This window comes from Streptomyces laculatispora (genome assembly GCF_017353455.1).
Taxonomy (GTDB): Bacteria; Actinomycetota; Actinomycetes; order Streptomycetales; family Streptomycetaceae; genus Streptomyces; species Streptomyces laculatispora.
The window spans coordinates 1-21067 of record NZ_JAFMPZ010000183.1 but is presented as its reverse complement, the minus strand read 5'-3'; the positions used below and the strand labels follow the sequence as shown (position 1 = coordinate 21067).

Below are 21067 nucleotides of genomic sequence, written 5' to 3'. Positions count from 1 at the left end.
GAGGGCCGGTCCCGGCTGCCGGTCAGACCCGGGCGCCCTGCTGCTGGAGCCACCATGCGTAGGTGCCGGCGATTCCGTCACGCAGCTCGATCCGCGGCGCGAAGCCGAGGGAAGCCAGCCGGGACACGTCCAGCAGCTTGCGCGGGGTGCCGTCGGGCTTGGCCGTGTCCCATTCGACCACTCCCTGATAGCACGTCACATCAGCTACTGTCGAAGCGAGTTCACGGATCGTCAGGTCTTCGCCGGAGCCGACGTTGACGGGTTCGTCACCGTCGTATCGCTCCAGCAGCAGCACGCAGGCGGCGGCCAGATCGTCGACGTGCAGGAACTCGCGCCGGGGGCTTCCGGAGCCCCAGAGCGTGACGGCCGGCGCCCCGCTCAGCCGCGCCTCGTGGAAGCGGCGGATCAGTGCGGGCAGGACGTGCGAGGTCTCCAGGTCGAAGTTGTCGCCCGGTCCGTAGAGATTGGTGGGCATGGCGCTGATGTACGAGGCGCCGTACTGCCGGCGGTAGGACTGGGTCTGCACGATCCCGGCGATCTTCGCGAGCGCGTACGCCTCGTTGGTCGGCTCCAGCGGGCCGGTGAGCAGGGCGCTCTCGGGGATGGGCTGCGGGGCGCGCCTGGGGTAGATGCAGGACGAGCCGAGGAAGAGCAACCGTTCGACGCCCGCCGCGTGCGCCCCGGCGATCACGCTCAGCTGGATCCGCAGATTGTCCTCCAGGAACTGCACCGGGTACGTGCTGTTGGCCATGATCCCGCCGACCTTGGCGGCGGCCAGTACCACGGCGTCCGGACGCGCGTCCCGCAGAAAGGCCGCGGTCCGCTCGGCGTCACGCAGGTCCAGCTGGTCGCGGCCGCGCGTTATCACCTCGTGGCCTTCGGCGGTGAGGCGGCGCACCACCGCCGAGCCCACCAGACCGCGGTGGCCGGCGACGAACACACAGGCGCCGGGCCGTAGCAGGGACGGGACGGATTCCTGGGGAGGGCCGGGGAGATCAGTCGTCATGGCTCGGATTGTGCCAGCAGCACCCTCACGCGGTGACGTTTTACCGCAGATCGCTCAAACTCTGAAATTTCGGCGACCAACAGCCTCTCGGGCGACCACAGAAGGGGGAGACGTGGCAAAGACCGCGCTCATCACCGGCGTGACCGGACAGGACGGTTCGTACCTGTCCGAGCTGCTGCTGCAAAAGGGATACACGGTCCATGGACTCATCCGCCGTTCGTCGAGCTTCAACACCGAGCGGATCGACCACATCTACCAGGGCCCGGAGGAGGAGGACCGCTCCTTCGTCCTGCATCACGCCGATCTCGCCGACGGTGTCGCCCTGGTGAACCTGCTGCGCGACATCCGGCCCGACGAGGTCTACAACCTCGGCGCGCAGTCGCACGTCCGGGTCTCCTTCGACGCCCCGCTGTACACGGGGGACATCACCGGGCTCGGCACGATCCGTCTCCTGGAGGCCGTGCGCGCCAGCGGCATCGACACCCGCGTCTACCAGGCGTCGTCCTCGGAGATGTTCGGCGCCAGCCCGCCGCCGCAGAACGAGCGGACGCCGTTCCATCCGCGCAGTCCGTACAGCGTCGCGAAGGTCTACTCGTACTGGTCGACGGTCAACTACCGTGAAGCGTATGGGATGTTCGCGGTCAACGGGATTCTCTTCAACCACGAGTCCCCGCGCCGCGGCGAGACCTTCGTGACCCGGAAGATCACCCGCGGGGTGGCCCGGATCAAGGCGGGCCTGCAGACGCATCTGCACCTGGGGAACCTGGACGCGGTGCGCGACTGGGGTTACGCCCCCGAGTACGTCGACGCGATGTGGCGGATGCTCCAGTGCGACGCCCCGGACGACTACGTGGTGGCCACCGGCGAGGGGGTCAGCGTCCGGCAGTTCCTGGAGTACGCCTTCGAGCACGCCGGTCTGGACTGGCGCGAGCACGTCCGGTACGACGCGAAGTACGAGCGCCCCAGCGAGGTCGACGCGCTGATAGGGGACGCGTCCAAGGCGGCGGAACTGCTGGGCTGGAAACCGGCCGTGAAGTCGCGTGAGCTGGCCCGGATCATGGTCGACGCCGATGTCCGGCAACTGGCCGACCAGCTCACCGGGGCCGCGGTGCGGGTGGACCGGTGAGCCGCCCCGGACGTCTCAGACGTACGCCCGGCGGGGTGTTCGCCGCCGTCCTCGCACTCACCGCCGGGGCGCTCACCGCGTCCGCGGCCACCGCTCCCCCGGCCGCGGCGCTGACCCCGCCCGTCGGATTCACCGCCGACAACCTCGCCACGTACCAGACGAACGGCATCGTCTGGTCGCTCGCCGAGGCGAACGGCGTCGTCTACGCGGGCGGCACGTTCACCAACGTGCGCCCGGCCGGCTCCCCGGCGGGCAGCAACACCACCTCGGCGGTCAACTTCGCCGCGTTCGACGCCGCCACCGGGGCGCCCACCGGCTGCTCGCTCTCCTTCACCCGGAGCAGCGGCACGGCGACCGTGCGGGCGCTCGCCGTCTCACCCGACAAGTCCACCCTGTACGCGGGCGGTTACTTCAACGCGGTCAACGGGACGGGCGCCAACGGCCTGGTGGCCGTCAACACCGCCGACTGCACGCTGCGTGCGGGGTTCGCACCGAACTTCGGGGCGACCGTGCGGGCGCTGGACGTGGCGGGGGACGGAACCGTCTACGCCGGCGGCGACTTCCAGAGCCTCGACAGCCGGACCCGCCGCTTCTTCGGCGCGGTCACCGCCGCCGGTGCGGTGACCGCGTGGAACCCGGACGCCGACGATCCGGGCAGGACCCTGAAGGTCACCCCGGACGGGCAGAACGTGCTGATCGGCGGCGACTTCTTCACCGTGGGCGGCGCGAACTCGCACGCCCTCGCGGTGACCAGCGCCGCTTCGGGTGCGCTGACCCGTGCCTACACCGGAAACTTCATCCCGTCGTCCGCCGTGATCAAGGACATCGTCACCGACACCGCGTCCAACGGCTGGTACGCCGGCGGCGAGGGCGCCGGCGGTGCCTCCTTCGACGGACGTCTGGCCATGGGGCTCGACACCTTCGACCAGCGCTGGCGGGACACGTGCCAGGGCGCCACGCAGGCCCTGCGGGTCTACCGGGGAGTGCTCTACGCGGGCAGCCACGTCCACGACTGCTCGACCATGGGAGGGTTCCCCAACCAGGTGCGCAAGCACCTCACCGCCCAGTCGGTCGGCGATCCGGCCATGCTGGGCTGGCTCCCGGACACCAATGACGGCATCGGTGAACCGGTGGGGCCGCGCGCCCTGACCGTCTCGTCCCGGGGCGGCCGCGACTTCCTCTGGGTGGGCGGCGAGTTCACCACGGTCAACGGGGTGGCGCAGCAGGCGCTGACCCGGTTCGCCACCACGCCGGACACCGGGGCGCCCTCCGTACCCGTGGTGAGCCTCTCGGCGCCGCGGGCCGGTGCGGTGCGGGTCAGCTGGCGTTCGAGCCTGGACCTGGACGACAGCCTGCTGACCTACCGGGTGTACCGCAACGGCGGCTCGACGCCCGTCCACACCACGACCGGCTCCTCGCTCTTCTTCAGCAGGCCGCAGCTCACCTTCACCGACACCGATGTCGTGGCGGGCCGGAGCTACTCGTACCGGATCACGGCGAGCGACGGCACCAACACCAGTGCGCTCTCCGCCAACGCCACGGTCACCGCGGCCGGTTCGTCGAGTCCGTACGCGCAGCGGGTGCTCGCCGACGGGGCGGATCTGTACTGGCGCTACGACGAGGCGGGCGGCGCGTTCGCCGCCGACGCCTCGGACAATGACGACGGCGGCGTGTACGTGAACGCCCCCTCGTACCGTTCGGCACCGTCCGCCGTGGCCGGTTCGTCGGCGCTCGCCCTCAACGGCGCCGACGAGTACGTGTACAGCGACCGGCTGCACCACTACACGTCACCGACCCCGTACTCCATCGAGACCTGGTTCCGTACGGACACGGGCCGGGGCGGCCGGATCGTCGGCTACGGCAACAACATCGGCAGCGCGCAGGGGCACACCAGCGGGATCTCCGACAAGCTCCTCTACCTCACCGACAACGGGCGCCTCGCGTTCGGCGTACAGGTCGGCAGCACCAGCAGCCGTCCCACCGTCACCTCGGCCGCCTCGTACAACGACAACGCCTGGCACCACGCGGTGGCCACCCAGGGACCGTCCGGCATGAGGCTGTACGTGGACGGCGTGTCCGTCGGCTCCAACGCCACGGCCGGCAACCGCTCGTACAACGGGTACTGGCGGGTCGGCGGCGACGCGATGACCAACGGCTGGCCCAGCCGCCCCACCAGCACCTATTTCGCGGGGCAGGTCGACGAGACGGCGATCTATCCGTCGGCGCTGAGCGCGGCGCAGGTGGCCGCGCACCACGATCTGGCGGACACCCCGCCGGGCCCCGGGGACACCACGCTCACGCTGACACCGACCGAGGACGCGTACGTCAACAGCGTCGCCGCGAACACCACGTACAACAACGACCAGCTCGCCTCGCGGGGTACCACGGCCTATCTGAGCTACCTCCGGTACACGCTGCCCACCGCCCCGGCCGGGCAGAAGCTCAGGAGTGCCCGGCTCACCTTCCGTACCTCGTCGGACCCCACGGCGGGCTCGGCCGACAGCCACACCCTCGTGCCGGTCTCCGGCGCGTGGACCGAGTCGGCGGTCACCTACAACTCCCGGCCGTCGCTCGCCACGACGGTGCTGGGGACCATCTCCGGCGCGACCGCCGTCTCCACCGACTACTCGGTGGAGCTGGACGCGCCGGCGCTGGGCGGAGCCCTGGGCTCCGCCTACTCACTCGCCCTCACCAGCGGCGGAACGGATTCGCTCCGCATCTGGTCGGGCGAGGTCGCAACCGCGGCCCACCGGCCGCAGCTCGTTCTCACCTTCGGAGCTGAATGATGAACGAAAGTACGGGGCGCAGATCCCGTGGACGCGGCCGGGTACGGGCCGCGACCGCCGCGCTCTGCCTGCTCACCGGGGCCCTGAGCGCCGCCGCCGGGGGCTCCCCGGCCACGGCGCTCACCCCACCGGTCTCGCTGACCGCCGACGACCTCTCCACCTGGCAGACCAACGGCATCGTCTGGTCGATGGCCGCGACGGACGACGGGGTCGTCTACACGGGCGGCACGTTCTCCACCGTACGGCCGCCGAACGCGCCTGCCGGGACGTCCGAACAGCCCGCGGTGAACTTCGCCGCGTTCGACGCCGCGACCGGTGCGCCGACCGGCTGCAGCCTGTCGTTCACGCTCTCCTCGGGAACCGCGACCGTGCGGGCCCTCACCCTCTCCCCCGACGGCAAAACCCTATATGCGGGCGGCCAGTTCGGTTCGGTGAACGGGGTCGGCGTGAGCAATATCGCGGCCATCGACACGGCGACCTGCACCCCGCGCACGAACTTCAAGGTCGCCGTCTCCGCGACCGTCCGGGCCCTCGCCGTCACCGACGACACGGTCTATCTGGGCGGTGACTTCAACAGTGTCGCGGGACAGACCCGGAACAAGTTCGCCGCCGTCACCACGGGCGCGGCGCTGAAGCCGTGGACGGCCAACACGGACGAGGTCGGCCGGGCCGTCGAGGTCACTCCCGATGGGCAGCACGTCGTGATCGGGGGCGACTTCTTCACCGTCAACGGCACCGCGTCGCACGCCCTCGCGGTGGTGAACGCGACGACGGGCGCCCTGGACAAGAGCTACCCGGGCTTCATCCCGAACACCTCGACGGTGCAGGACCTCACCACGGACGCCACCAAGTTCTACACCGCCAACGAGGGCACCGGGGGCGGTGTCTTCGACGGCCGGATCGCCGTGGACCTGACCACCTTCCAGCAGGTGTGGCGGGACACCTGTCTCGGTGCCACACAGACCGTCCTGGTGCACAAGGGGGTGCTCTACAGCGGCAGTCACGCCCATGACTGCGCCTCGATGGGTGAGTTCCCGGACCAGCCGCGCAAGCATCTGCTGGCGCAGTCCGTCGACGACCCCAAGCTGCTTCCGTGGTTCCCCGACACCAACGACGGGATCGGGGAACCGGTCGGCCCCCGGGTGATGGCGCAGACCGACAAGGGCGGGCATCACTACCTCTGGGTGGGCGGCGAGTTCACCACCGTCAACAGCTCACCGCAGCAGGGGCTGACCCGCTTCGCCGACGGCCCCGACACCGGGGCGCCCTGGGTGCCCAACGTGAGCGTCTCCACGGTCGCCCCGAACAAGGTGGACGTGAACTGGCAGACGAGCTTCGACACGGACGACGGGGAGCTGACCTACCGGATCTACAAGGACGGCGCGAGCACCCCCGTGTACACCACGACGGGCTTCTCCGTGTTCTGGGACCGCCCTCAGCTGCGGTGGACCGACACCGATGTCGCACCGGGTGAGACGCACACCTACCGGATCAGTGCGAGCGACGGCATCAACACCAGCGCCAAGTCACCGGCGGTGACCGCGACCGTGGCGTCGAAGGCCGAGAGCTACCCGGCCAGGGTGCTCTCCGACGGAGCAACCCTCTACTGGCGCTACGACGAGGGCACGTCCACCTTCGCCGCCGACACGGGAGCGGGCCTGGACAACGGCTTCCTGCGCAACGCGCCCTCCTACCGGCAGACCCCGGCCGCCGTGGCCGGGCCCTCGACCGCCATCGGGTTCAACGGGACCACTCAGTACGCGTACAGCAACCGGAGCCATGCCCAGGCCACGAAGTTCTCCGTGGAGACCTGGATCAAGACGACGACGACCCGGGGAGGGAAGATCATCGGCTTCGGGAACAAGACCATGGAAGTCAGCGGCCAGTACGACAAGCATGTGTACATGCTCAACAACGGGCGCCTCACCTTCGGCACCCACAACGGCGGCGGCCGGACCGTCAGCACATCCGGGGCCTACAACGACGGTGCCTGGCACCATGTCGTCGCCACCCAGGGCAGCGGCGGCATGGCCCTGTACGTGGACGGGCAGCTCCGCGCCTCGAACCCGCTGTACACCGGGAACGAGAGCTACCCCGGCTACTGGCGGGTGGGCGGGGACAACCTCGCGAGCTGGCCGAACCGTCCGACGAGCGACTTCTTCGCCGGACAGATCGACGAGACCGCCGTGTACCCGACCGCGCTGACCGCTGCCCAGGTCAGTGCCCACTACGCCTTGAGGACAGGTGGATGAGACATCCGTTCCTGGCCGGCGCCGTCGTCGTCATCACGACGGCGGCGCTGGCCGCCTGCGGCTCGTCCTCCGGCGGAGCCGGGGAGAAGACGGCCGGCGCCGCCGCCGCGGCCTCGGCGGGGCCGGTGGCCGGCGCGCCCGCGGAGCCGGACGGCTCCGCCTCGAAGGGCCCGCGGGCCTCACGCTCCAGTGAGCCGCCGAAGACCCCCACCGACGAACTCACCCCGGCCACCGGTACGTTCACGAAGAAGCAGAAGGAGTACCTGGTCGACCGGGTACCCAAGGGCATGGACCCGGCGGCGGTCCTCCAGACCGGGCAGGAGACCTGCGACCGGCTGACGTACCTGGTCAAGGTCGACCGGGACACCGCGGTCGGGGCCGTGGCCACGGGCGAGATCGCGGACGCCGGGCCCGCCGTCGGACACCTGTGCCCGCGGCACGAGGAGGTCGTGGAGCGGGCCTCGCGGGCGTACGCCGACGGCATGTACAAGGGCGCACAGCTCCGGCCGGGCCGCTACCGCGACGTCACACCCACGAAGAACTGCAGCTGGGAGATCACCGGGGCGAACGGCAAGGACCTGGCGTCGGGTTCGTCCGACGACGGGAAGCGGACCGGCATCACGATCCCGAAGGCGGCCCGCGCCTTCACCTCCACAGGCTGCTACGCCTGGCTGCCCGAAGGAGACAACGGATGAACAAGCTGCCGATAGCCGTGGCCATCCCCACGAAGAACGAGGGGCTCAACATCGCCGAGGCGGTGAAGTCGGTCCTCGGCCACTTCGAGGCGGTCGTCGTGGTCGACTCGCACAGTACGGACGACACCGCGAAGATCGCCGCGGAGTGCGGGGCCGAGGTCGTCATGTACACCTGGGACGGTGGACATCCCCGGAAGAAGCAGTGGTGCCTGGACCAGGTCCGCACGGACCTGGACTGGATCCTGCTGCTCGACGGCGACGAGCGGCTGAGCCCCGGTCTGCTGGCCGAACTGCGGCAGGTCTTCGCCGATCCGGACGCGCCGAGGCCCGCCGCGTACGACATTCCGCTGGGGTACTGGTTCTCCGGGAAGCGGCTGCGGCACGGCTACACCATCCGCAAGCGGTCGCTGACCGACCGCACCCGCAGCCGGTACCCGGAGGTGGGAGATCTCGACGCGCCCGGCATCGGCGAGGTCGAGGGCCACTACCAGCCGGTCGCGGAGACCGCCGGGTCCCTCCGCAATCCGATCGAGCACCAGGACCTCGACCCGGTGACCGCCTGGTTCGAGCGGCACAACCGGTACTCGGACTGGGAGGCGTGGCTGGAGCACCATCCCGAGGTCAAGGAGCAGGTGCGCCGGGTCAAGTCCCGCCAGGGGCAGCTGTTCCACAAGGCGCCGTTCAAGCCGCTGGTGTCCTTCGCGTACATGTACGTGTACCGGCGGGGCTTCCTGGACGGGCGGGCCGGCCTCGACTTCGCCCTGGCGATGAGCTTCTACCGGTGGCAGATCGCCCTGAAGTCGCGTGGGGTGCCCGCTTCTTGAGTCACCGGCGCTTCCGGCGGACCACGCTCTCGTAGGTCCGCCGGAGCGTCCGGTTCACGACGTCGATGGTGAAGTGCTCACCGACCAGCTCCCAGGCGGCCTGCCCGGCCTCGGCGTTGGCCTTCGGCTCCAGCAGTTCCAGGACCGCCCGCGCGACCTTGCCCGCGTTGGCCGCGTCCTCGCCGACCCGGCTGTCGATCACCCGGCCCGCACCGGCCTGCGCCACGTCGGGGCCGAGGCCGCAGGTGCGGGTGATGACCACGGGGGTGCCGACCGACATCGCTTCGAGGACCGAGACGCCGAGGGGTTCCTCGATCGACGGCAGGACGTACACATCGGCCTGCCGTCCCGCCGCCAGCACCTCCTCGTGGCCGAGGGGTCCGACGTGGTCGAGCGAGTCCAGCACGCCCAGCTCGCGGGCCAGCCGGAGCGTGCCGGGAAGTGCGCCCGTGTCCGGTCCCGCCAGCACGAACCTGGCGTCCGGGTACTCGGCCAGTACCGCGGGCATCGCGGCGACGAAGTCCTCCGGGCGCTTGCGCTCCTGTATCCGGGCGAGGAAGAGCACCGTCGGCGGCCGCGCGGGGTCCCGGTCGGGCTTGCGCTCCTGCGGCCGAACGCCGTTGACCAGGCGCACCGTCCGGGTGAGCCGCACCGGGGCCGCGACGGCGTTCACATCGATCCGCTCGCTCTCGGTGAGGTGCAGCACCGCGTCCGCGCCGCGCAGGACCCTCCGTACGCCCAGCAGGTCGGTCAGCTGCGCCACCCGTTTCTCGGTCGGGTCCACCATGCCGTGCGTCTGGACGACCAGCGGGGTGCCGGAGGCCAGTGCCAGCAGCGCGGCGGGCAGCGTCACCAGATCGCGCATCAGATGCACATGGACGACGTCGGCGCCGCGCATCATGCGGCGCGCGGCCAGCAGCAGCGGCCCCGAGGTGATGCCGCTGACCTCGAACCGCGGCAGCAGATGGCGGGCCTGGTAGAGGTGCGCGGGCACCCCCTCCACGTGGGACGGCAGCGGGCCGTCGAAACCGTCGCCCAGTGCCATGATCCGGGCGTCGTCCCCCTCGGCGCGCTGTACCTTCGAGAGATTCAGGGCCACCCGGGTCGGACCCCCGAAGGCGTGGTCCGGAGTGTGCAGTGTGACGACGTGCAGGATCTTCACCAGGGTTCCCCTCGACCTCGGCAGCAGTTCACAGACTAGTCATCACATCCCCCCAAGTGGGTTGATTCGTTAGAGTGTTCACAGGATCACGGAACGGGGAACAGATGACGTCCGTGCACGGGGTGACGCCGTCCGCTCCCGTCCTGGAGAGCGGACCGGGGCGTCCGGTCGAGCCGCCCGCCAAACCCATGTCCTGGGCGATGCTGTCGCGCGCGATGGCCGTGCCGCTCATCCTCGGCCTCGTCTGCTTCCTGCCCGCGCTGATCGCCGCGCAGCCCGGGAGCGGGGTCCGGGACACCGCGTACTGGCTGCAGCTGGTGCTGACGTGCTACTCGGGGGCGCGGCTGGCGACCATGATCCTCTCCACCCGGCGCCGGCTGCTGCAGGGCGTCTTCTGGATGTTCGTGTACATCGCGATGGGGGTGGCCCCGTTCGCCCAGGCCGTCATCGGGCAGACCCCGACGCCGATGGTCGGGCCGCGCTCCGACCTGGTGACCGCGATCGCACTCGTCCTGGTGGGCTGCGCCGCGTTCGACCTCGGGGCCCTGCTGGCGTCCCGGCGTCCGCTGCGCAGGCGCACCACCGCGCGCGGGAGCGGTGCCCGGGCCACCGCGCACCCGGTCCGGCTGCGGCTACTGGTGCTGCTGGCGTTCGCGGCGAGCGGCTACTACGTGCTGAAGCTCGGCGGGCCCGCGGTCTTCTTCTCCAGCAGGCAGGAGATCAGCGCCTCGGTCGCGGACAGCGGGGTCGTGTCCAGCGGGTCCAATGTGGGGTCGGCGTTCCTCAAGGGGTTCGGTACGGTTCCGGCCCTGCTCGCGTTCCTCTTCCTCACCCGGCGGCTGGTGACCTCGCGCCGGGCCCGGCGCTCGCCGTCCACCGTGCTGGTCTGGTTCGCGCTGCTGCTGGTGAACCTGGTCGTGAACAACCCCGTCTCCAACGCCCGTTACTGGTTCCTGACGGTGCTGGTCTCACTGCTGTTCACCGCGTTCCCGGCCAGTGCGGCGATGTACCGCTCAGTGCTGGCCATGGGCGTGATCGGGGCCCTGGTGCTGTTCCCGTACGCCGACCGGTTCCGCTACGACGACTCCGGGTACCGGCCGGTGCAGTCGTCGTCGGTCTTCGAGCCGCTTGCCACCAAGGACTACGACCAGAGCGTCATGTTCGCCAACACCATCTCCTGGGTCGACACCCGGGACCACACCTACGGGCGCCAACTGGCGGGCTCCGCCTTCTTCTTCGTGCCGCGGGCGGCGTGGAGCGGAAAGCCGGAGGACACCGGGGTGCGGGTCGGGCAGTGGATGGGGATGAACATGACCAACCTCTCGGCGCCGCTGTGGACCGAGCTGTGGGTCGACTTCGGCGCCCCCGGCATGATCGGCGGCTTCGCCGTGATCGGGTACGCGGCCGCGCGCACCGACCGCCGGTACGCGCGGGCGGTCTCCCGGGACGGTCCGGGGCCCGGCAGCGTCCTTGCCATCGCGGCTCCGCTGATCGCCGGGTACACCTTCATCCTGCTGCGCGGCCCGCTGTTGCAGGCGGCCGGGAAGCTGGCCATCGCCGCACTGTGCCTGGCGCTGGTCACGAGTTTCAGGGACCGGAACGAACAGCGGTCGCACTGACCGCGGCTGGTTCCGCAGCGCCGCGACGGGTCAGCCGCGCCACCCGGGTCCAGGTGGCGATCGCCTTGCAGACGGAGCCCAGGCACAGGCCCCAGGCGGCGCCCGGTACCCCGCCGAGCAGGTATCCCCCGGTCAGGAAGGCCACCGCGGCGAGCGAGAAGACCACCTGGATGGAGAGCGTGGTGCGCGGATCGAGCAGTCTCAGCGCCAGCAGTCCGCAGGTGCCGACGGCCATCGCCGCGTACTGGCTGCCGGTCGCGGGGAGCAGCGCCGCCGCCGTGGGCCAGGTGTCGCCGAGCAGATGGCGGCCCACTCTCGCGGGCAGCAGGGCGAGAACGGTGGCCCAGCCCGCGGCGGTCGCCGCCAGGACCGCGGCCAGGGCCGCGGTGGCCCGGACCCTGAGCCGGTCGGTGGCGAGCCGTCCGAGCAGCGGCGGGCCGAAGCCGGTGGCGGAGGTGAACAGCACGTTCAGCGGGCCGAAGAGGGTGGTCGCGCCGCGCAGCGCGCCGACCACGAGCGGGTTGCCGACCACGCCCAGGCCGAGCACGGAGAGCTGGCTGGTGGCGTTGCCCACCCCGAACTCGACGACGAACCGCCGGCCGAGGTGGCCGCGCCGCAGCAGGGGCCGAAGCCGCACGGGGCTGCCGGCGGTCCGGCGGTGCAGCACGGTACCGGACAGCAGGAGCGCGGGCAGTGCGGAGAGGCCCCAGACGGTGACGAGCCGGGCGGCCGAGGTGCCGTGCGGCTGTACGGTCAGCGCGCCGAGCACGCAGACCAGCCGGAGCGTGTCCGCGGCCAGGGCCAGGTGCTGTGCCTGGAGCGTGGCGAAGGCGTAGCGGGCCGTGTCCTGCCCGAGGACGACGGGCAGGACGAGTCCCAGCATCATCAGGGCCCGTGCCGTGTCGCCCGGAAGTACCGCGCAGACCGCGGCGAGCAGGGCGCCGAGGAGCGCCGAGACGAGCAGGGTGAAGCCGACCGCGGACCGGCAGGCGCCGCGGGTCTCCTCGCCCGCGCCGCGGCGCAGCACCAGCGGCTGTCCGGTGTAGGCGCCGAAGACACCGAGCAGCACGGTGAAGACCAGGTACACGCCGGAGAACCGTGCGAAGTCGGCGACGGTGGAGAGCCGGGCCGCCACCACCAGGACCAGGATGTTGGTGAGCGCCGCCACCCCCTGGTCCGCGACCGAGCAGACGATCGCGGTGCGTGCCTTCATCTGTGTCCCGCGGTGCTGCTGTGGTCGCTGCCGCCGTTGCCGCTGTACCGGGTGCCGCCGTCCAGGGTGCGCAGCCCCATCGTCTCGGTGGGGTCGCCCGCGCGGCCGCCCTCGGCCCGGTCGGATCCGTCCGGCTGTCCGTGGCCGTCCTGCCCGTCACGTCCCTGTCCTTGTGTCCGCCGGTTGCGGGCGCGGCGATTGGCCGCCTTCCCCCGCGCCCGGCGCTCCAGCCGTCCGTGACCGGGGTGCAGCAGGGTGCCGAGTACGGACCCGCCCGCGGCGCCGATGATCTCGCGGATCCGCTCCAGGTCGCTGCGGTGCACCTCGCGCGGGTCGCAGACCACCACGACGCCCTCCACGCGGTCGATGAGCGCGACGGCGTCGGCGTACGAGAGTACGGGCGGGGCCAGCACGATGACGACGGCTCCGGGCCGGCCGCCCTCGGCGACGATCCGGCCGACGGGCTCGGAGGTCAGGGCGCGGGGCACATTGTCCATCCGGCGGCCCGCGATCAGGGTGAAGGCCCCCGATCCGGGCACGTCCACGTTGGTGCGGCTGTCCGAGGGCCAGCCCCGTTCGTCGCGCTCCGCGGCCCAGCGGGGCCGGCCGCCCCGGGTCGCGGCGCCGAGGTCCCTGGCCAGGGACGGGGTGCGCAGATCCGCTTCGACGAGCAGGACGTCACGGCCCATCTCGGCGAAGGCGGCCGCCAGGTTGACCGCGGCGGCGGCGGCCATGTCGTTGTCCCCGCGGGGCGCCGTGACCAGGAGCCGTCGGCGCTCGGCGAACGAGGGGTCGTAAGCGAGCCGGAAGGCCACCGCCCGGTACTCCTCGGCCAGCCGGCTGCCGCTGCGTCCGATGGCGAGCAGCTGGCCCGCCGCGGCGCGGTCCCTGGGCAGGGTGCCGAGCAGCGGGGCGCCGAGCGAGCGGACGAGTTCCCTGGTGGAGCGGACCGCCGGGTCGAAGACGAGCCGTACCCAGGAGAGCAGCAGGCCGAGGGCGAGCCCAACGACGCCGCCGAGCCCGAGGAGCAGGGGAAGTCCCGCGCCGGTGGGCCGCTCCGGTGCGACCGGCTTCTTGTTCAGATAGCCCGGTGTGGTGTCGAGGGCGCGCAACTCCGAGATCTTCTGGCTGAGTCCGGAGATGGCGACGATCAGGTTGGCGCGGGCGCTGGTGACGTCGCTGCCGACGGTGCCGGTCTCCTGCTCGGCCAGCCGGTCGCGCTGTTCGGTGAGCGGCTTCAACTGGGCGCGGTAGCCGTCGACCATGTTGTCGATGCTGTTCTCGGTGCGCTCCCGGCGGATCTCCAGGTAGGCCTCGGCCAGTGCCTGGGCCCGTGCCCTGGCCTGTTCGGGGTCGCGGGCGGTGTAGGAGAACCTGAGCACCAGGGTGTTGGGCGGGTTGGTGACCTGGAGGCCGGTCAGCAGCTTTCCGACCTCCACCGTGTCGCCGTGCTTGACCAGCGAGCCGACGGCCACGGTACCCACGGCGTCACTGACGGCGGTCTGGCGTTCGGAGCCGATGTTGATGCCCTTGTCGGCCGAGGCGCCCGCGGCGAACGGGTCCGAGGTGGCCGAGCGCACCGACACCTCGCCGGTGGAGGTGTAGGTGTCCTCGCCGCTCAGGGCGAGCCAGCCGCCGCCGAGCAGTCCGACGACCACGCCGCACGCGAGCAGCGCGCGGTAGCGCAGGAGCTGGCGGAACTGGTCCCGCAGCAGCGCGGGTTCGTCCTGATCCTCCAGGGCGCGGATCGGCTGGGTCATCGGCGTGGTCTCCCTTGGGTGTCCTGAAGGACCTCGGTGAGCAGTGCGTCGAAGCGGGCGAGACCGGCCTCCCGGCCGAGGTGACGTGCCACGTACCTGGGTCCGTGGGCGCCGAGCTCGTCGGCGGCGGCCGGCTGCTCGACGAGTTTGCGGACGGCCGCCAGCACCGCGGCCGGGTCCTCGGGGGCGACGAGGAGCCCGGCGCCGGAGCGCTGCACCTCCTGGGCGGTGCCCCCCTCGTCAGCCACCGAGGCGACGACGGGGCGGCCCGAGACGAAGTACGAGGTCAGCTTGGAGGGCACGCTCATGTCGAGTACGGATGCGCGCTGGGTCACGGCGAGGACGTCGGCGGCGGCCAGGACGTCGGTGAACTCCTCCGCCCCCGCCGCCGGCAGGAAGTCGAGGTTGGGCAGCCCGGCCGCGCGGGCCAGCAGCGCCTCGCGTTGGTTGCCGTCGCCCATCAGCACGATGCGTATCCCGGGGGCGAGCCGGGCCGCGTCGACGAGGACCTCCAGGCCCTGTTTGAGTCCCATGTTGCCCGAGTGCAGAACCACCGGGGTGTCCTCGCGCCAGCCCAGGCGCGCCCTGGTCATGGCACGGTCAGCCGAAGGGGCCTGTACGTGGCTCCAGTTGGGCACCAGCCGGATGCGTCCCGGGTCGACTCCGTAGGCGGTGACCCGGGGGACGAAGCTCTCGTGGATGACGCCGACGAGCGAGGCGGCGCGCAGCGCGTACTCCTCGGCCCGGGACGCCACCGCCGCCGCCCGGCCGCCGCCGCGGATACCGCTCTGCGCGGCGGCGGCGCCCATCAGGTCCTGCACGACGGGTATGTACGGGACCCGGTGGCGACGGGCCAGCCGGGCGCCCAGGATGCCGCCCGCGAGGCTCGGCATCTGGGAGATCACCGCGTCCGCCCGCACCGCGGGCGGTGAGACCAGCCCGTGCGCGAGGACGGATGCCTCGAACGCGGCTCTGCGCAGGGCGCTCTGACGAGGCGGCACATAGTGTCTTCGCCGGTGGACCGTCACCCCCGAGCGCTCCTCCTCGGCCCGCCACACACCCCGGTACTCCGGCTCGGTCCGCCAGGACGGATAGTGCGGCATCCCGGTCAGCACATGGGTCTCGGCGCCGGACGCGGCCCAGTGCTCGGCGAGTTGCGCGGCGTACGGGCCGATACCGGTCAGCTCCGGTGCGTAGTTGGTCGAGACCACCAGCAGTCGGCGGTGCTGGAACGGCTTGTGCTGATCTGCGTCTGGCATCGGACGGTCGCCTTCCCCCGGAGCCACCTGTGTTCCCCCCAAGGAACAGCCCCAAAAGTGAGCTTATCCGTTCACGAGATGAGCAAGTGGTCTTCACAGTAAGGTCGTTGCACGATCAACACCGATACCGATATCCCACCGGACCGGATGCGATGTCCGGAAACCTGCCGGTGGGACACGGAGATCACGTTCACCGTGGGGGGAGAGAACGGATGGTGCACAGGGTCGGCTACGCGCCGGGGGTCTACGACCTGTTCCACATAGGTCACCTCAACATCCTGCGGCATGCCCGCAGCCAGTGCGACTACCTGGTCGCGGGGGTCGTCTCGGACGAGATGGCCGTGCTCGCGAAGGGCCACAGACCGGTCATTCCGCTGCCGGAGCGGCTGGAGATCGTCCGGAGCGTCCGGTATGTGGACGCCGCGTTCGTCGAGACCGTCCCCGACAAGGTGGAGACCTGGCAGCAGGTCAGGTTCGACGTCATCTTCAAGGGGGACGACTGGCGGGACACGGAGAAGGGAAAACGGCTCGAACGCGACTTCGCCGAGGTCGGCGTGGAGGTCGTCTACTTCCCGTACACCGTGCACACGTCCAGCACCCAGCTGCGCCGGGCGCTGGACTCGCTGGTCAGCCTGCCCGGAGCGCTTTCAGCTCCCTGAACCACTTGATGAGGAACGCCACCAGGAACAGCGCGTGCACGGCGGCGAGCACGGCATAGCCGATCCGGAACACCGTCTCGTCGCCGAGCAGCAGGAACATCAGGCAGAACACCCCGTAGTCGGCCGGCAGCAGCGCCACGGCCCGCAGCTTCGAGACCCCCTGCCCGGGCCCGGCGTCACCGGCCGGCCCGGGACGGGCGGCGGCCCTGCCCAGTTGTTCACGCAGCAGCCCCGCGCAGAAGGTCAGCACGGCCACGAACAGGAAGCCGAGCGGCAGGAGCAGCCAGCCGTCGGCCGGCAGGGCGAAATAGCGCTGGAACGAGATCAGTACGACGGTGTGGACGAGGATCATCTTGGCGCAGTCGACGACGTGGTCGAGCCATTCGCCGTCGGGGCCTCCCCGGCCGGTGAGCCGGGCGAGCTGCCCGTCGGCCGAGTCGAGGGCGAATCCCACGGCCAGCCCCGCGTAGACCAGGAGGGCCAGCCCCCACGTGGGCCTGGCCAGGGCCACGGACGCGAGGGCGGCGAAGGTGAACGCCGCGCTCACCGCCGTGACTTGGTTGGGTGTCATGCCCAGCCGGAACGCGACGGCCGCGAAGACCCGGCCGGCCGGCCGGTTCACGTACCGCGAGTAGAGCGAAACCCCCTTGGCCGACTTCTGCGCCCCGCGCAGCTCACGCAGCACCGTTCCCGTGCTTTCCATACGCCCCCCAGCGTGTCGCCGTTGTCCACAGCTCCGGCGGCGCATCGACCGCTCCGCCGGAGCCGCATCATGGCACGCGGAACCCGTCGCGGGGGCCGGATCGCCCCGGCCCGGCCGGCAGATCCGGGCCCGCCGGCTAAGCCGGACCGGCCGGGCGGCAGGCGGTGGGCCGGGGACCGCACGGGTCAGACGGAGGCGGTGCGGCACTCCGGGTGGCCCCAGCCCTGGTCGTTCTTCGCGATCGTGTCCTTGGCCGCGTACGGCTTCCCGCAGTGGCAGCGCCCCGCGAACCTGGCGCGGATGGTGGCGCCGGAGCGGGCCGCGCCGCCCGTGCTCTTCGCCGCACCACCCGTGCTCCTGGCCGCGCCGTCGGCCCGACGCCCTTCGGAGGCGCGGGCGGCCACGGGCACCGGCAGGTCCGCGGAACCCTGCGAGGTGCCTGCCGCCCGCTGCGCCACGGCCACCTCACTGGCCGCCTGGTCGGCGAGCGCGTTCAGCGGGTCGCCGTCCACCTGGTGGGCGGGCACGTAGACGAAGTCCACGGCCCGGCCGGTCAGCAGGGCGTCGATGCGGGCCACCAGATCGCGGTTGGCGACGGGTTTGCCGGCCGAGGTCTTCCAGCCGTTGCGCTTCCAGCCCCGCAGCCACTTGGTGACGGCGTTCATCGCGTACTGCGAATCCATCCGGACCTCGAGCGGCACACCGGGGTCGACGGACTCCAGCAGCTCCTGCAGCGCGGTCAGCTCGGCGACGTTGTTGGTGGCGGTGCCCAGCGGTCCCGCCTCCCACCGAAAAGGCCTGCCCTCCGCGTCGGCCACCACATACGCCCAGGCCGCAGGCCCCGGATTACCCTTCGATGCCCCGTCACACGCGGCGATCATGCGCTCGTTCATACCCCTGATCATGCCAGCGCCGGGGGGCCATGAGTCCCGCCGGTGCGGGAGCCGGCGCCCGCACCGCCGCAGCAGCCCGCTCCCGGCACCCGCCCCACCTGGCACCTTCACGGTACGTAGCGGTTCGGAGTGCGACGGACCCGGAGCGCTGGTTCTCTGAGTGAGCCCGCTCTTCCCTACCGTTCAAGGAGCGACGATGAGCGTTGCAGGAGAAACCGGCCGAGCCGATCAGATGCGCGAGAAGGCCAGGCACATGACCGAGGCCGCGGAGCGCACCAACGACCCGGAGCAGCGCCGACGGCTCCAGGAGAAGGCCCGCAAGCTGCACGAGCAGAGCGAGCAGCAGGCCGGCCGGGGCGGCAGCGACCTCCCCCAGTAGCACCGCGTCACAGGTACGGCCGATGGACTGCCACCCTTCCATGAGTGGGTGGCAGTCCATTGAGTCGTTCACCGGACCGCCGCGGGAACGCGCCGGTCCAAAGCGCATACCTGAGGGCTGTCCCGCGAGCCCGCGTCCCGCCGGAGCTGAGGCCCGGACCTGCCCGGAGGAGTTCGGTCATCACTCCCTACGATGGTCCCCTCCGCCGGGGGCATCGGGTCCTCGCACGGGAGTCAGGGGCATTCATGAGCCGTCATCCGGTCACCGTGGTCACCGGCGGCAGCCGCGGAATCGGCGCGGCGGTCTGTGTACGTCTGGCGGGCGACGGGCACGACATCGCACTGGGCTACCGCTCCGACGCGACGGCGGCCGAGGCCGTCGCCCGGAACGTGCTGGAGACGGGCCGGCGCTGTGTCACGGTACGGCTGGACACGACCGACGAGGCAGGTGTCGACCGGCTCTTCGAGTCCGCGGCCGCCGAGCTCGGGCCGGTCACCGGGCTGGTCAACAACGCGGGTGTCGGCGGCCCGACGGGCCCGCTCGCGGACGCCGACGCGGCCGGACTCCGACGCGCCCTGGACGTCAATGTCATCGGGTACCTGCTCTGTGCGCGGCGGGCCGTGCGCGATATGAGCCGGACCGGCGGCGGGGCCATCGTGAACATGTCCTCGGCTGCCGCCACCCTCGGCAGCCCCGGCGAGTACGTCCACTACGCCGCCGCCAAGGCAGCGGTGGACACGATGACCATCGGCCTGTCCAAGGAGGTCGCCGCAGCCGGCATCCGGGTCAACGCGGTGTCGCCCGGCATCATCCGGACCGGGTTCCACGAGGACCCCGAGCGCCCCGACAGGGCCGCCGCCGGCATCCCACTGGGCCGGCCCGGTCAGCCGGAGGAGGTCGCCGGAGCCGTCGCCTGGCTGCTCTCGGACGACGCCTCGTACGCCACCGGGGCGATTCTGCGCGTGGCGGGCGGGCGCTGACGTGGCGTTGCGCGGTGCCCGGTTCCGGCAGGCGTCGCACTGATGCCGGAGCCCGGCTCTCAGCCACCGCCGGTGGGCGGCCTGGGGCGCGGCTGGTACCGGGGTGACTGCCATGTGCATTCGGCGGTCTCGAACGGCGCCGAGCTGACGCCGGAGCGGCTGGTGGCCGACGCACGTGCGGCAGGACTTGTCTTCCTCGCCGCCACCGAGCACAACACCGTCGAGACGCATGCCGCCTGGGCCCGGCAGGCCGACGACGAACTGCTGGTGATCCTGGGCCAGGAGGTCACCACCCTGACCGGGCACTGGCTCGCTCTGGGCATCCCCCCGGGGCGAGTGGTCGACGGGCGCTACGGCGTGCGGGACGACCTGATCGGCCGGCAGCTGGACGAGGTTCACCGAGCCGGCGGACTCTGCGTCGCGGCCCACCCGCACGCGCCGTATCCCTCGGGCACCTTCATGTACCCGTACCGGGGCTTCGACGTGGTCGAGGTGTGGAACGGGCAGTGGAGTTCGGACGTCCCCTGGCAGGCGGACAACGAGGCGGCCCTGGCCGAATGGGGGCGCGGCCTGGCCGCGGACATCCACCGGGGACGGTGGCGGCCTGCCGTCGGGAACAGTGACGCTCATCTCGCGGGCCAGATCGGCACCCCGCACACCGTCGTACTGGCCGACGGGCTGCGTGCCGACGCGATCCTCGCCGGCATCCGCGCCGGCCGGAGCTGGATCGCCGGATCGGCCGCGGTCGAGCTGTCGTTCACGGTCTCGGCAGGCGAGCGGCGCGCCGGGATCGGCGAGCTGCTGGAAACGGGTGGTGAGGCGGCCGTGGCAAGGGCGGACGTACGCGGTGTGCCGTCGGGCACGGTCAGCTTTCGCACCGAACGGGGAGAGGCGCACCGCGTGTCCCTTCCCGATGCGGGACCTGGCGTCGCGCAGTGGCAGTTCAGCGCAGCGGAGTCGGCGTTCGTCCGGATCGAGGTACGGCATCGCGAGGGGCACATGGCGGCGCTCAGCAATCCGGTCGTCCTGGCCTGATCCGGCAGCGCGTCGGCCCGCGCGCCGAGACGGCGACAGGGCGACAGGGCGACAGGGCGACAGGGCGGACGATACGGGCGGGCGCCGACGTCCGGCTGTACCGTGCAGCGGTGACCGGTTCAGGCGGGCTTCCGCTGCTCTTTCTCGACGTCGACGGCCCGCTCCTCCCGTTCGGCCCGGCGACCGGCCCGAGCGGCAGCCACCCGACGTACTCGACCGGGCCGGTTCCGCCCGGAGCCGGGGCACACCCGCTGCTCGCCAGGATCGATCCGGGACTCGGGCCCCGGCTGGCCGCGCTCGACTGCGAGCTGGTGTGGGCGACGACATGGACGCACGAGGCGAACGAGGTCGTCGCGCCGCGGCTCGGGCTGCCGGCGCTCCCCGTGGTGCTGTGGCCCGGCATGTCGTCCGAGGACGTGCGGGACGCACGGGCGGGGCTGCACTGGAAGACCCGCACACTCGTCGAGTGGGCCGGCGGGCGGGCGTTCGCCTGGGTCGACGACGAGATCGGTGAGGCGGACCGGAGATGGGTGGCCGCACACCACGGTAAGCGGGCCCTGCTCCACCGCGTCGATCCCGGGCGCGGTCTCACCGACGACGACTTCCGGCTGCTCGACGCCTGGCTGCGCACGATGTGAGGCCGCCGGTACACCCGCTGCCCGGGTCACAGCGGGGCGGCGCCGCGCACCAGCAGCAGTGCCACATCGGCCGCCGCC

The 21067-nt window shown here is 71.6% G+C and carries 18 protein-coding genes; 11 read left to right on the top strand and 7 right to left on the bottom strand.

What is annotated here, in order from left to right:
* Nucleotides 1-22: 22 nt before the first annotated feature.
* The gene (locus tag J1C73_RS10735; protein WP_207316143.1) at nt 23-1006 is read right to left on the bottom strand and encodes a GDP-L-fucose synthase family protein; all 984 of its coding nucleotides are present in this window, start codon (nt 1004-1006) and stop codon (nt 23-25) included.
* Nucleotides 1007-1118: 112 nt separating this feature from the next.
* On the opposite strand from J1C73_RS10735, the gene gmd reads away from it, so the two are divergent.
* Genes gmd through J1C73_RS10710 form a run of 5 tightly spaced genes read left to right on the top strand, consistent with a single transcriptional unit; the run spans nt 1119 to nt 8689 of the window.
* Entirely contained in the window at nt 1119-2132 is a 1014-nt protein-coding gene (gene gmd, locus J1C73_RS10730) for a GDP-mannose 4,6-dehydratase (RefSeq protein ID WP_207316142.1), read from the top strand.
* 35 nt (nt 2133-2167) lie between these two features.
* Nucleotides 2168-4918: a LamG-like jellyroll fold domain-containing protein gene (locus tag J1C73_RS10725; protein WP_307797661.1), complete on the top strand. Its 2751-nt coding sequence runs from the start codon at nt 2168-2170 to the stop codon at nt 4916-4918.
* Nucleotides 4915-7170, top strand: coding sequence for a LamG domain-containing protein (locus J1C73_RS10720; RefSeq protein WP_207316140.1), 2256 nt, complete (start codon nt 4915-4917; stop codon nt 7168-7170). Before J1C73_RS10725 ends, J1C73_RS10720 begins: the two co-directional genes overlap by 4 nt.
* Nucleotides 7167-7865, top strand: coding sequence for an Rv1352/Rv1906c domain-containing protein (locus J1C73_RS10715; RefSeq protein ID WP_207316139.1), 699 nt, complete (start codon nt 7167-7169; stop codon nt 7863-7865). Before J1C73_RS10720 ends, J1C73_RS10715 begins: the two co-directional genes overlap by 4 nt.
* A complete protein-coding gene (locus J1C73_RS10710; protein ID WP_123467184.1) occupies nt 7862-8689 on the top strand; it encodes a glycosyltransferase family 2 protein in 828 nt (275 codons plus the stop codon). Before J1C73_RS10715 ends, J1C73_RS10710 begins: the two co-directional genes overlap by 4 nt.
* Before the next feature lies 1 nt (nt 8690).
* Here J1C73_RS10710 and J1C73_RS10705 read toward each other — a convergent pair whose 3' ends face one another.
* The gene (locus tag J1C73_RS10705; RefSeq protein WP_207316138.1) at nt 8691-9851 is read right to left on the bottom strand and encodes a glycosyltransferase; all 1161 of its coding nucleotides are present in this window, start codon (nt 9849-9851) and stop codon (nt 8691-8693) included.
* A gap of 104 nt (nt 9852-9955) precedes the next feature.
* Here J1C73_RS10705 and J1C73_RS10700 point away from each other — a divergent pair, with 104 nt between their 5' ends.
* The gene (locus J1C73_RS10700) at nt 9956-11470 is read left to right on the top strand and encodes a hypothetical protein (RefSeq protein ID WP_372446674.1); all 1515 of its coding nucleotides are present in this window, start codon (nt 9956-9958) and stop codon (nt 11468-11470) included.
* On the opposite strand, the gene J1C73_RS10695 is transcribed toward J1C73_RS10700, so the two are convergent.
* From J1C73_RS10695 to J1C73_RS10685, 3 genes are read right to left on the bottom strand one after another with little or no spacing between them, the layout of a single operon-like run.
* Entirely contained in the window at nt 11439-12683 is a 1245-nt protein-coding gene (locus tag J1C73_RS10695) for an MATE family efflux transporter (protein ID WP_207316137.1), read from the bottom strand. The two genes, J1C73_RS10700 and J1C73_RS10695, sit on opposite strands and share 32 nt — an antisense overlap.
* Nucleotides 12680-14443: a lipopolysaccharide biosynthesis protein gene (locus J1C73_RS10690; protein WP_207316136.1), complete on the bottom strand. Its 1764-nt coding sequence runs from the start codon at nt 14441-14443 to the stop codon at nt 12680-12682. Before J1C73_RS10690 ends, J1C73_RS10695 begins: the two co-directional genes overlap by 4 nt.
* Nucleotides 14440-15702: a glycosyltransferase gene (locus tag J1C73_RS10685; protein WP_207316135.1), complete on the bottom strand. Its 1263-nt coding sequence runs from the start codon at nt 15700-15702 to the stop codon at nt 14440-14442. The genes J1C73_RS10690 and J1C73_RS10685 overlap by 4 nt, the downstream gene beginning before the upstream one ends.
* Before the next feature lie 212 nt (nt 15703-15914).
* On the opposite strand from J1C73_RS10685, the gene J1C73_RS10680 reads away from it, so the two are divergent.
* Nucleotides 15915-16361 (top strand): FAD synthase family protein, encoded by a 447-nt coding sequence (locus J1C73_RS10680; RefSeq protein WP_123467195.1) that lies wholly within the window; start codon nt 15915-15917, stop codon nt 16359-16361.
* On the opposite strand, the gene J1C73_RS10675 is transcribed toward J1C73_RS10680, so the two are convergent.
* Together J1C73_RS10675 and J1C73_RS10670 are read right to left on the bottom strand one after the other, a co-directional pair.
* Nucleotides 16330-17064, bottom strand: a complete 735-nt coding sequence (locus J1C73_RS10675; RefSeq protein ID WP_207316134.1) for a CDP-alcohol phosphatidyltransferase family protein — start codon at nt 17062-17064, stop codon at nt 16330-16332. The genes J1C73_RS10680 and J1C73_RS10675 overlap by 32 nt on opposite strands.
* Nucleotides 17065-17249: 185 nt before the next feature.
* Nucleotides 17250-17957 (bottom strand): ribonuclease H family protein, encoded by a 708-nt coding sequence (locus J1C73_RS10670; protein WP_207316133.1) that lies wholly within the window; start codon nt 17955-17957, stop codon nt 17250-17252.
* A gap of 196 nt (nt 17958-18153) precedes the next feature.
* Here J1C73_RS10670 and J1C73_RS10665 point away from each other — a divergent pair, with 196 nt between their 5' ends.
* The 4 genes from J1C73_RS10665 (at nt 18154) to J1C73_RS10650 (ending at nt 20989) form a co-directional block, all read left to right on the top strand.
* The gene (locus J1C73_RS10665; protein ID WP_124286326.1) at nt 18154-18336 is read left to right on the top strand and encodes a DUF6381 family protein; all 183 of its coding nucleotides are present in this window, start codon (nt 18154-18156) and stop codon (nt 18334-18336) included.
* 245 nt (nt 18337-18581) lie between these two features.
* The gene (locus J1C73_RS10660) at nt 18582-19316 is read left to right on the top strand and encodes an SDR family NAD(P)-dependent oxidoreductase (protein ID WP_207316132.1); all 735 of its coding nucleotides are present in this window, start codon (nt 18582-18584) and stop codon (nt 19314-19316) included.
* A gap of 42 nt (nt 19317-19358) precedes the next feature.
* Entirely contained in the window at nt 19359-20351 is a 993-nt protein-coding gene (locus J1C73_RS10655) for a CehA/McbA family metallohydrolase (protein WP_207316131.1), read from the top strand.
* 110 nt (nt 20352-20461) lie between these two features.
* A complete protein-coding gene (locus J1C73_RS10650; protein ID WP_207316130.1) occupies nt 20462-20989 on the top strand; it encodes an HAD domain-containing protein in 528 nt (175 codons plus the stop codon).
* Nucleotides 20990-21067 lie beyond the last annotated feature (78 nt).

Bases quoted from the DNA above. Each gene is read 5' to 3' on its own strand.
- J1C73_RS10665 (WP_124286326.1), top strand. From the start codon at position 18,154: ATGAGCGTTGCAGGAGAAACCGGCCGAGCCGATCAGATGCGCGAGAAG.
- J1C73_RS10670 (WP_207316133.1), bottom strand. From the start codon at position 17,957: ATGAACGAGCGCATGATCGCCGCGTGTGACGGGGCATCGAAGGGTAAT.
- J1C73_RS10735 (WP_207316143.1), bottom strand. From the start codon at position 1,006: ATGACGACTGATCTCCCCGGCCCTCCCCAGGAATCCGTCCCGTCCCTG.
- J1C73_RS10715 (WP_207316139.1), top strand. From the start codon at position 7,167: ATGAGACATCCGTTCCTGGCCGGCGCCGTCGTCGTCATCACGACGGCG.
- J1C73_RS10720 (WP_207316140.1), top strand. From the start codon at position 4,915: ATGATGAACGAAAGTACGGGGCGCAGATCCCGTGGACGCGGCCGGGTA.
- J1C73_RS10695 (WP_207316137.1), bottom strand. From the start codon at position 12,683: ATGAAGGCACGCACCGCGATCGTCTGCTCGGTCGCGGACCAGGGGGTG.
- J1C73_RS10690 (WP_207316136.1), bottom strand. From the start codon at position 14,443: ATGACCCAGCCGATCCGCGCCCTGGAGGATCAGGACGAACCCGCGCTG.
- J1C73_RS10700 (WP_372446674.1), top strand. From the start codon at position 9,956: ATGACGTCCGTGCACGGGGTGACGCCGTCCGCTCCCGTCCTGGAGAGC.
- J1C73_RS10655 (WP_207316131.1), top strand. From the start codon at position 19,359: ATGCCGGAGCCCGGCTCTCAGCCACCGCCGGTGGGCGGCCTGGGGCGC.
- J1C73_RS10685 (WP_207316135.1), bottom strand. From the start codon at position 15,702: ATGCCAGACGCAGATCAGCACAAGCCGTTCCAGCACCGCCGACTGCTG.
- J1C73_RS10675 (WP_207316134.1), bottom strand. From the start codon at position 17,064: ATGGAAAGCACGGGAACGGTGCTGCGTGAGCTGCGCGGGGCGCAGAAG.
- J1C73_RS10660 (WP_207316132.1), top strand. From the start codon at position 18,582: ATGAGCCGTCATCCGGTCACCGTGGTCACCGGCGGCAGCCGCGGAATC.
- J1C73_RS10710 (WP_123467184.1), top strand. From the start codon at position 7,862: ATGAACAAGCTGCCGATAGCCGTGGCCATCCCCACGAAGAACGAGGGG.
- J1C73_RS10680 (WP_123467195.1), top strand. From the start codon at position 15,915: ATGGTGCACAGGGTCGGCTACGCGCCGGGGGTCTACGACCTGTTCCAC.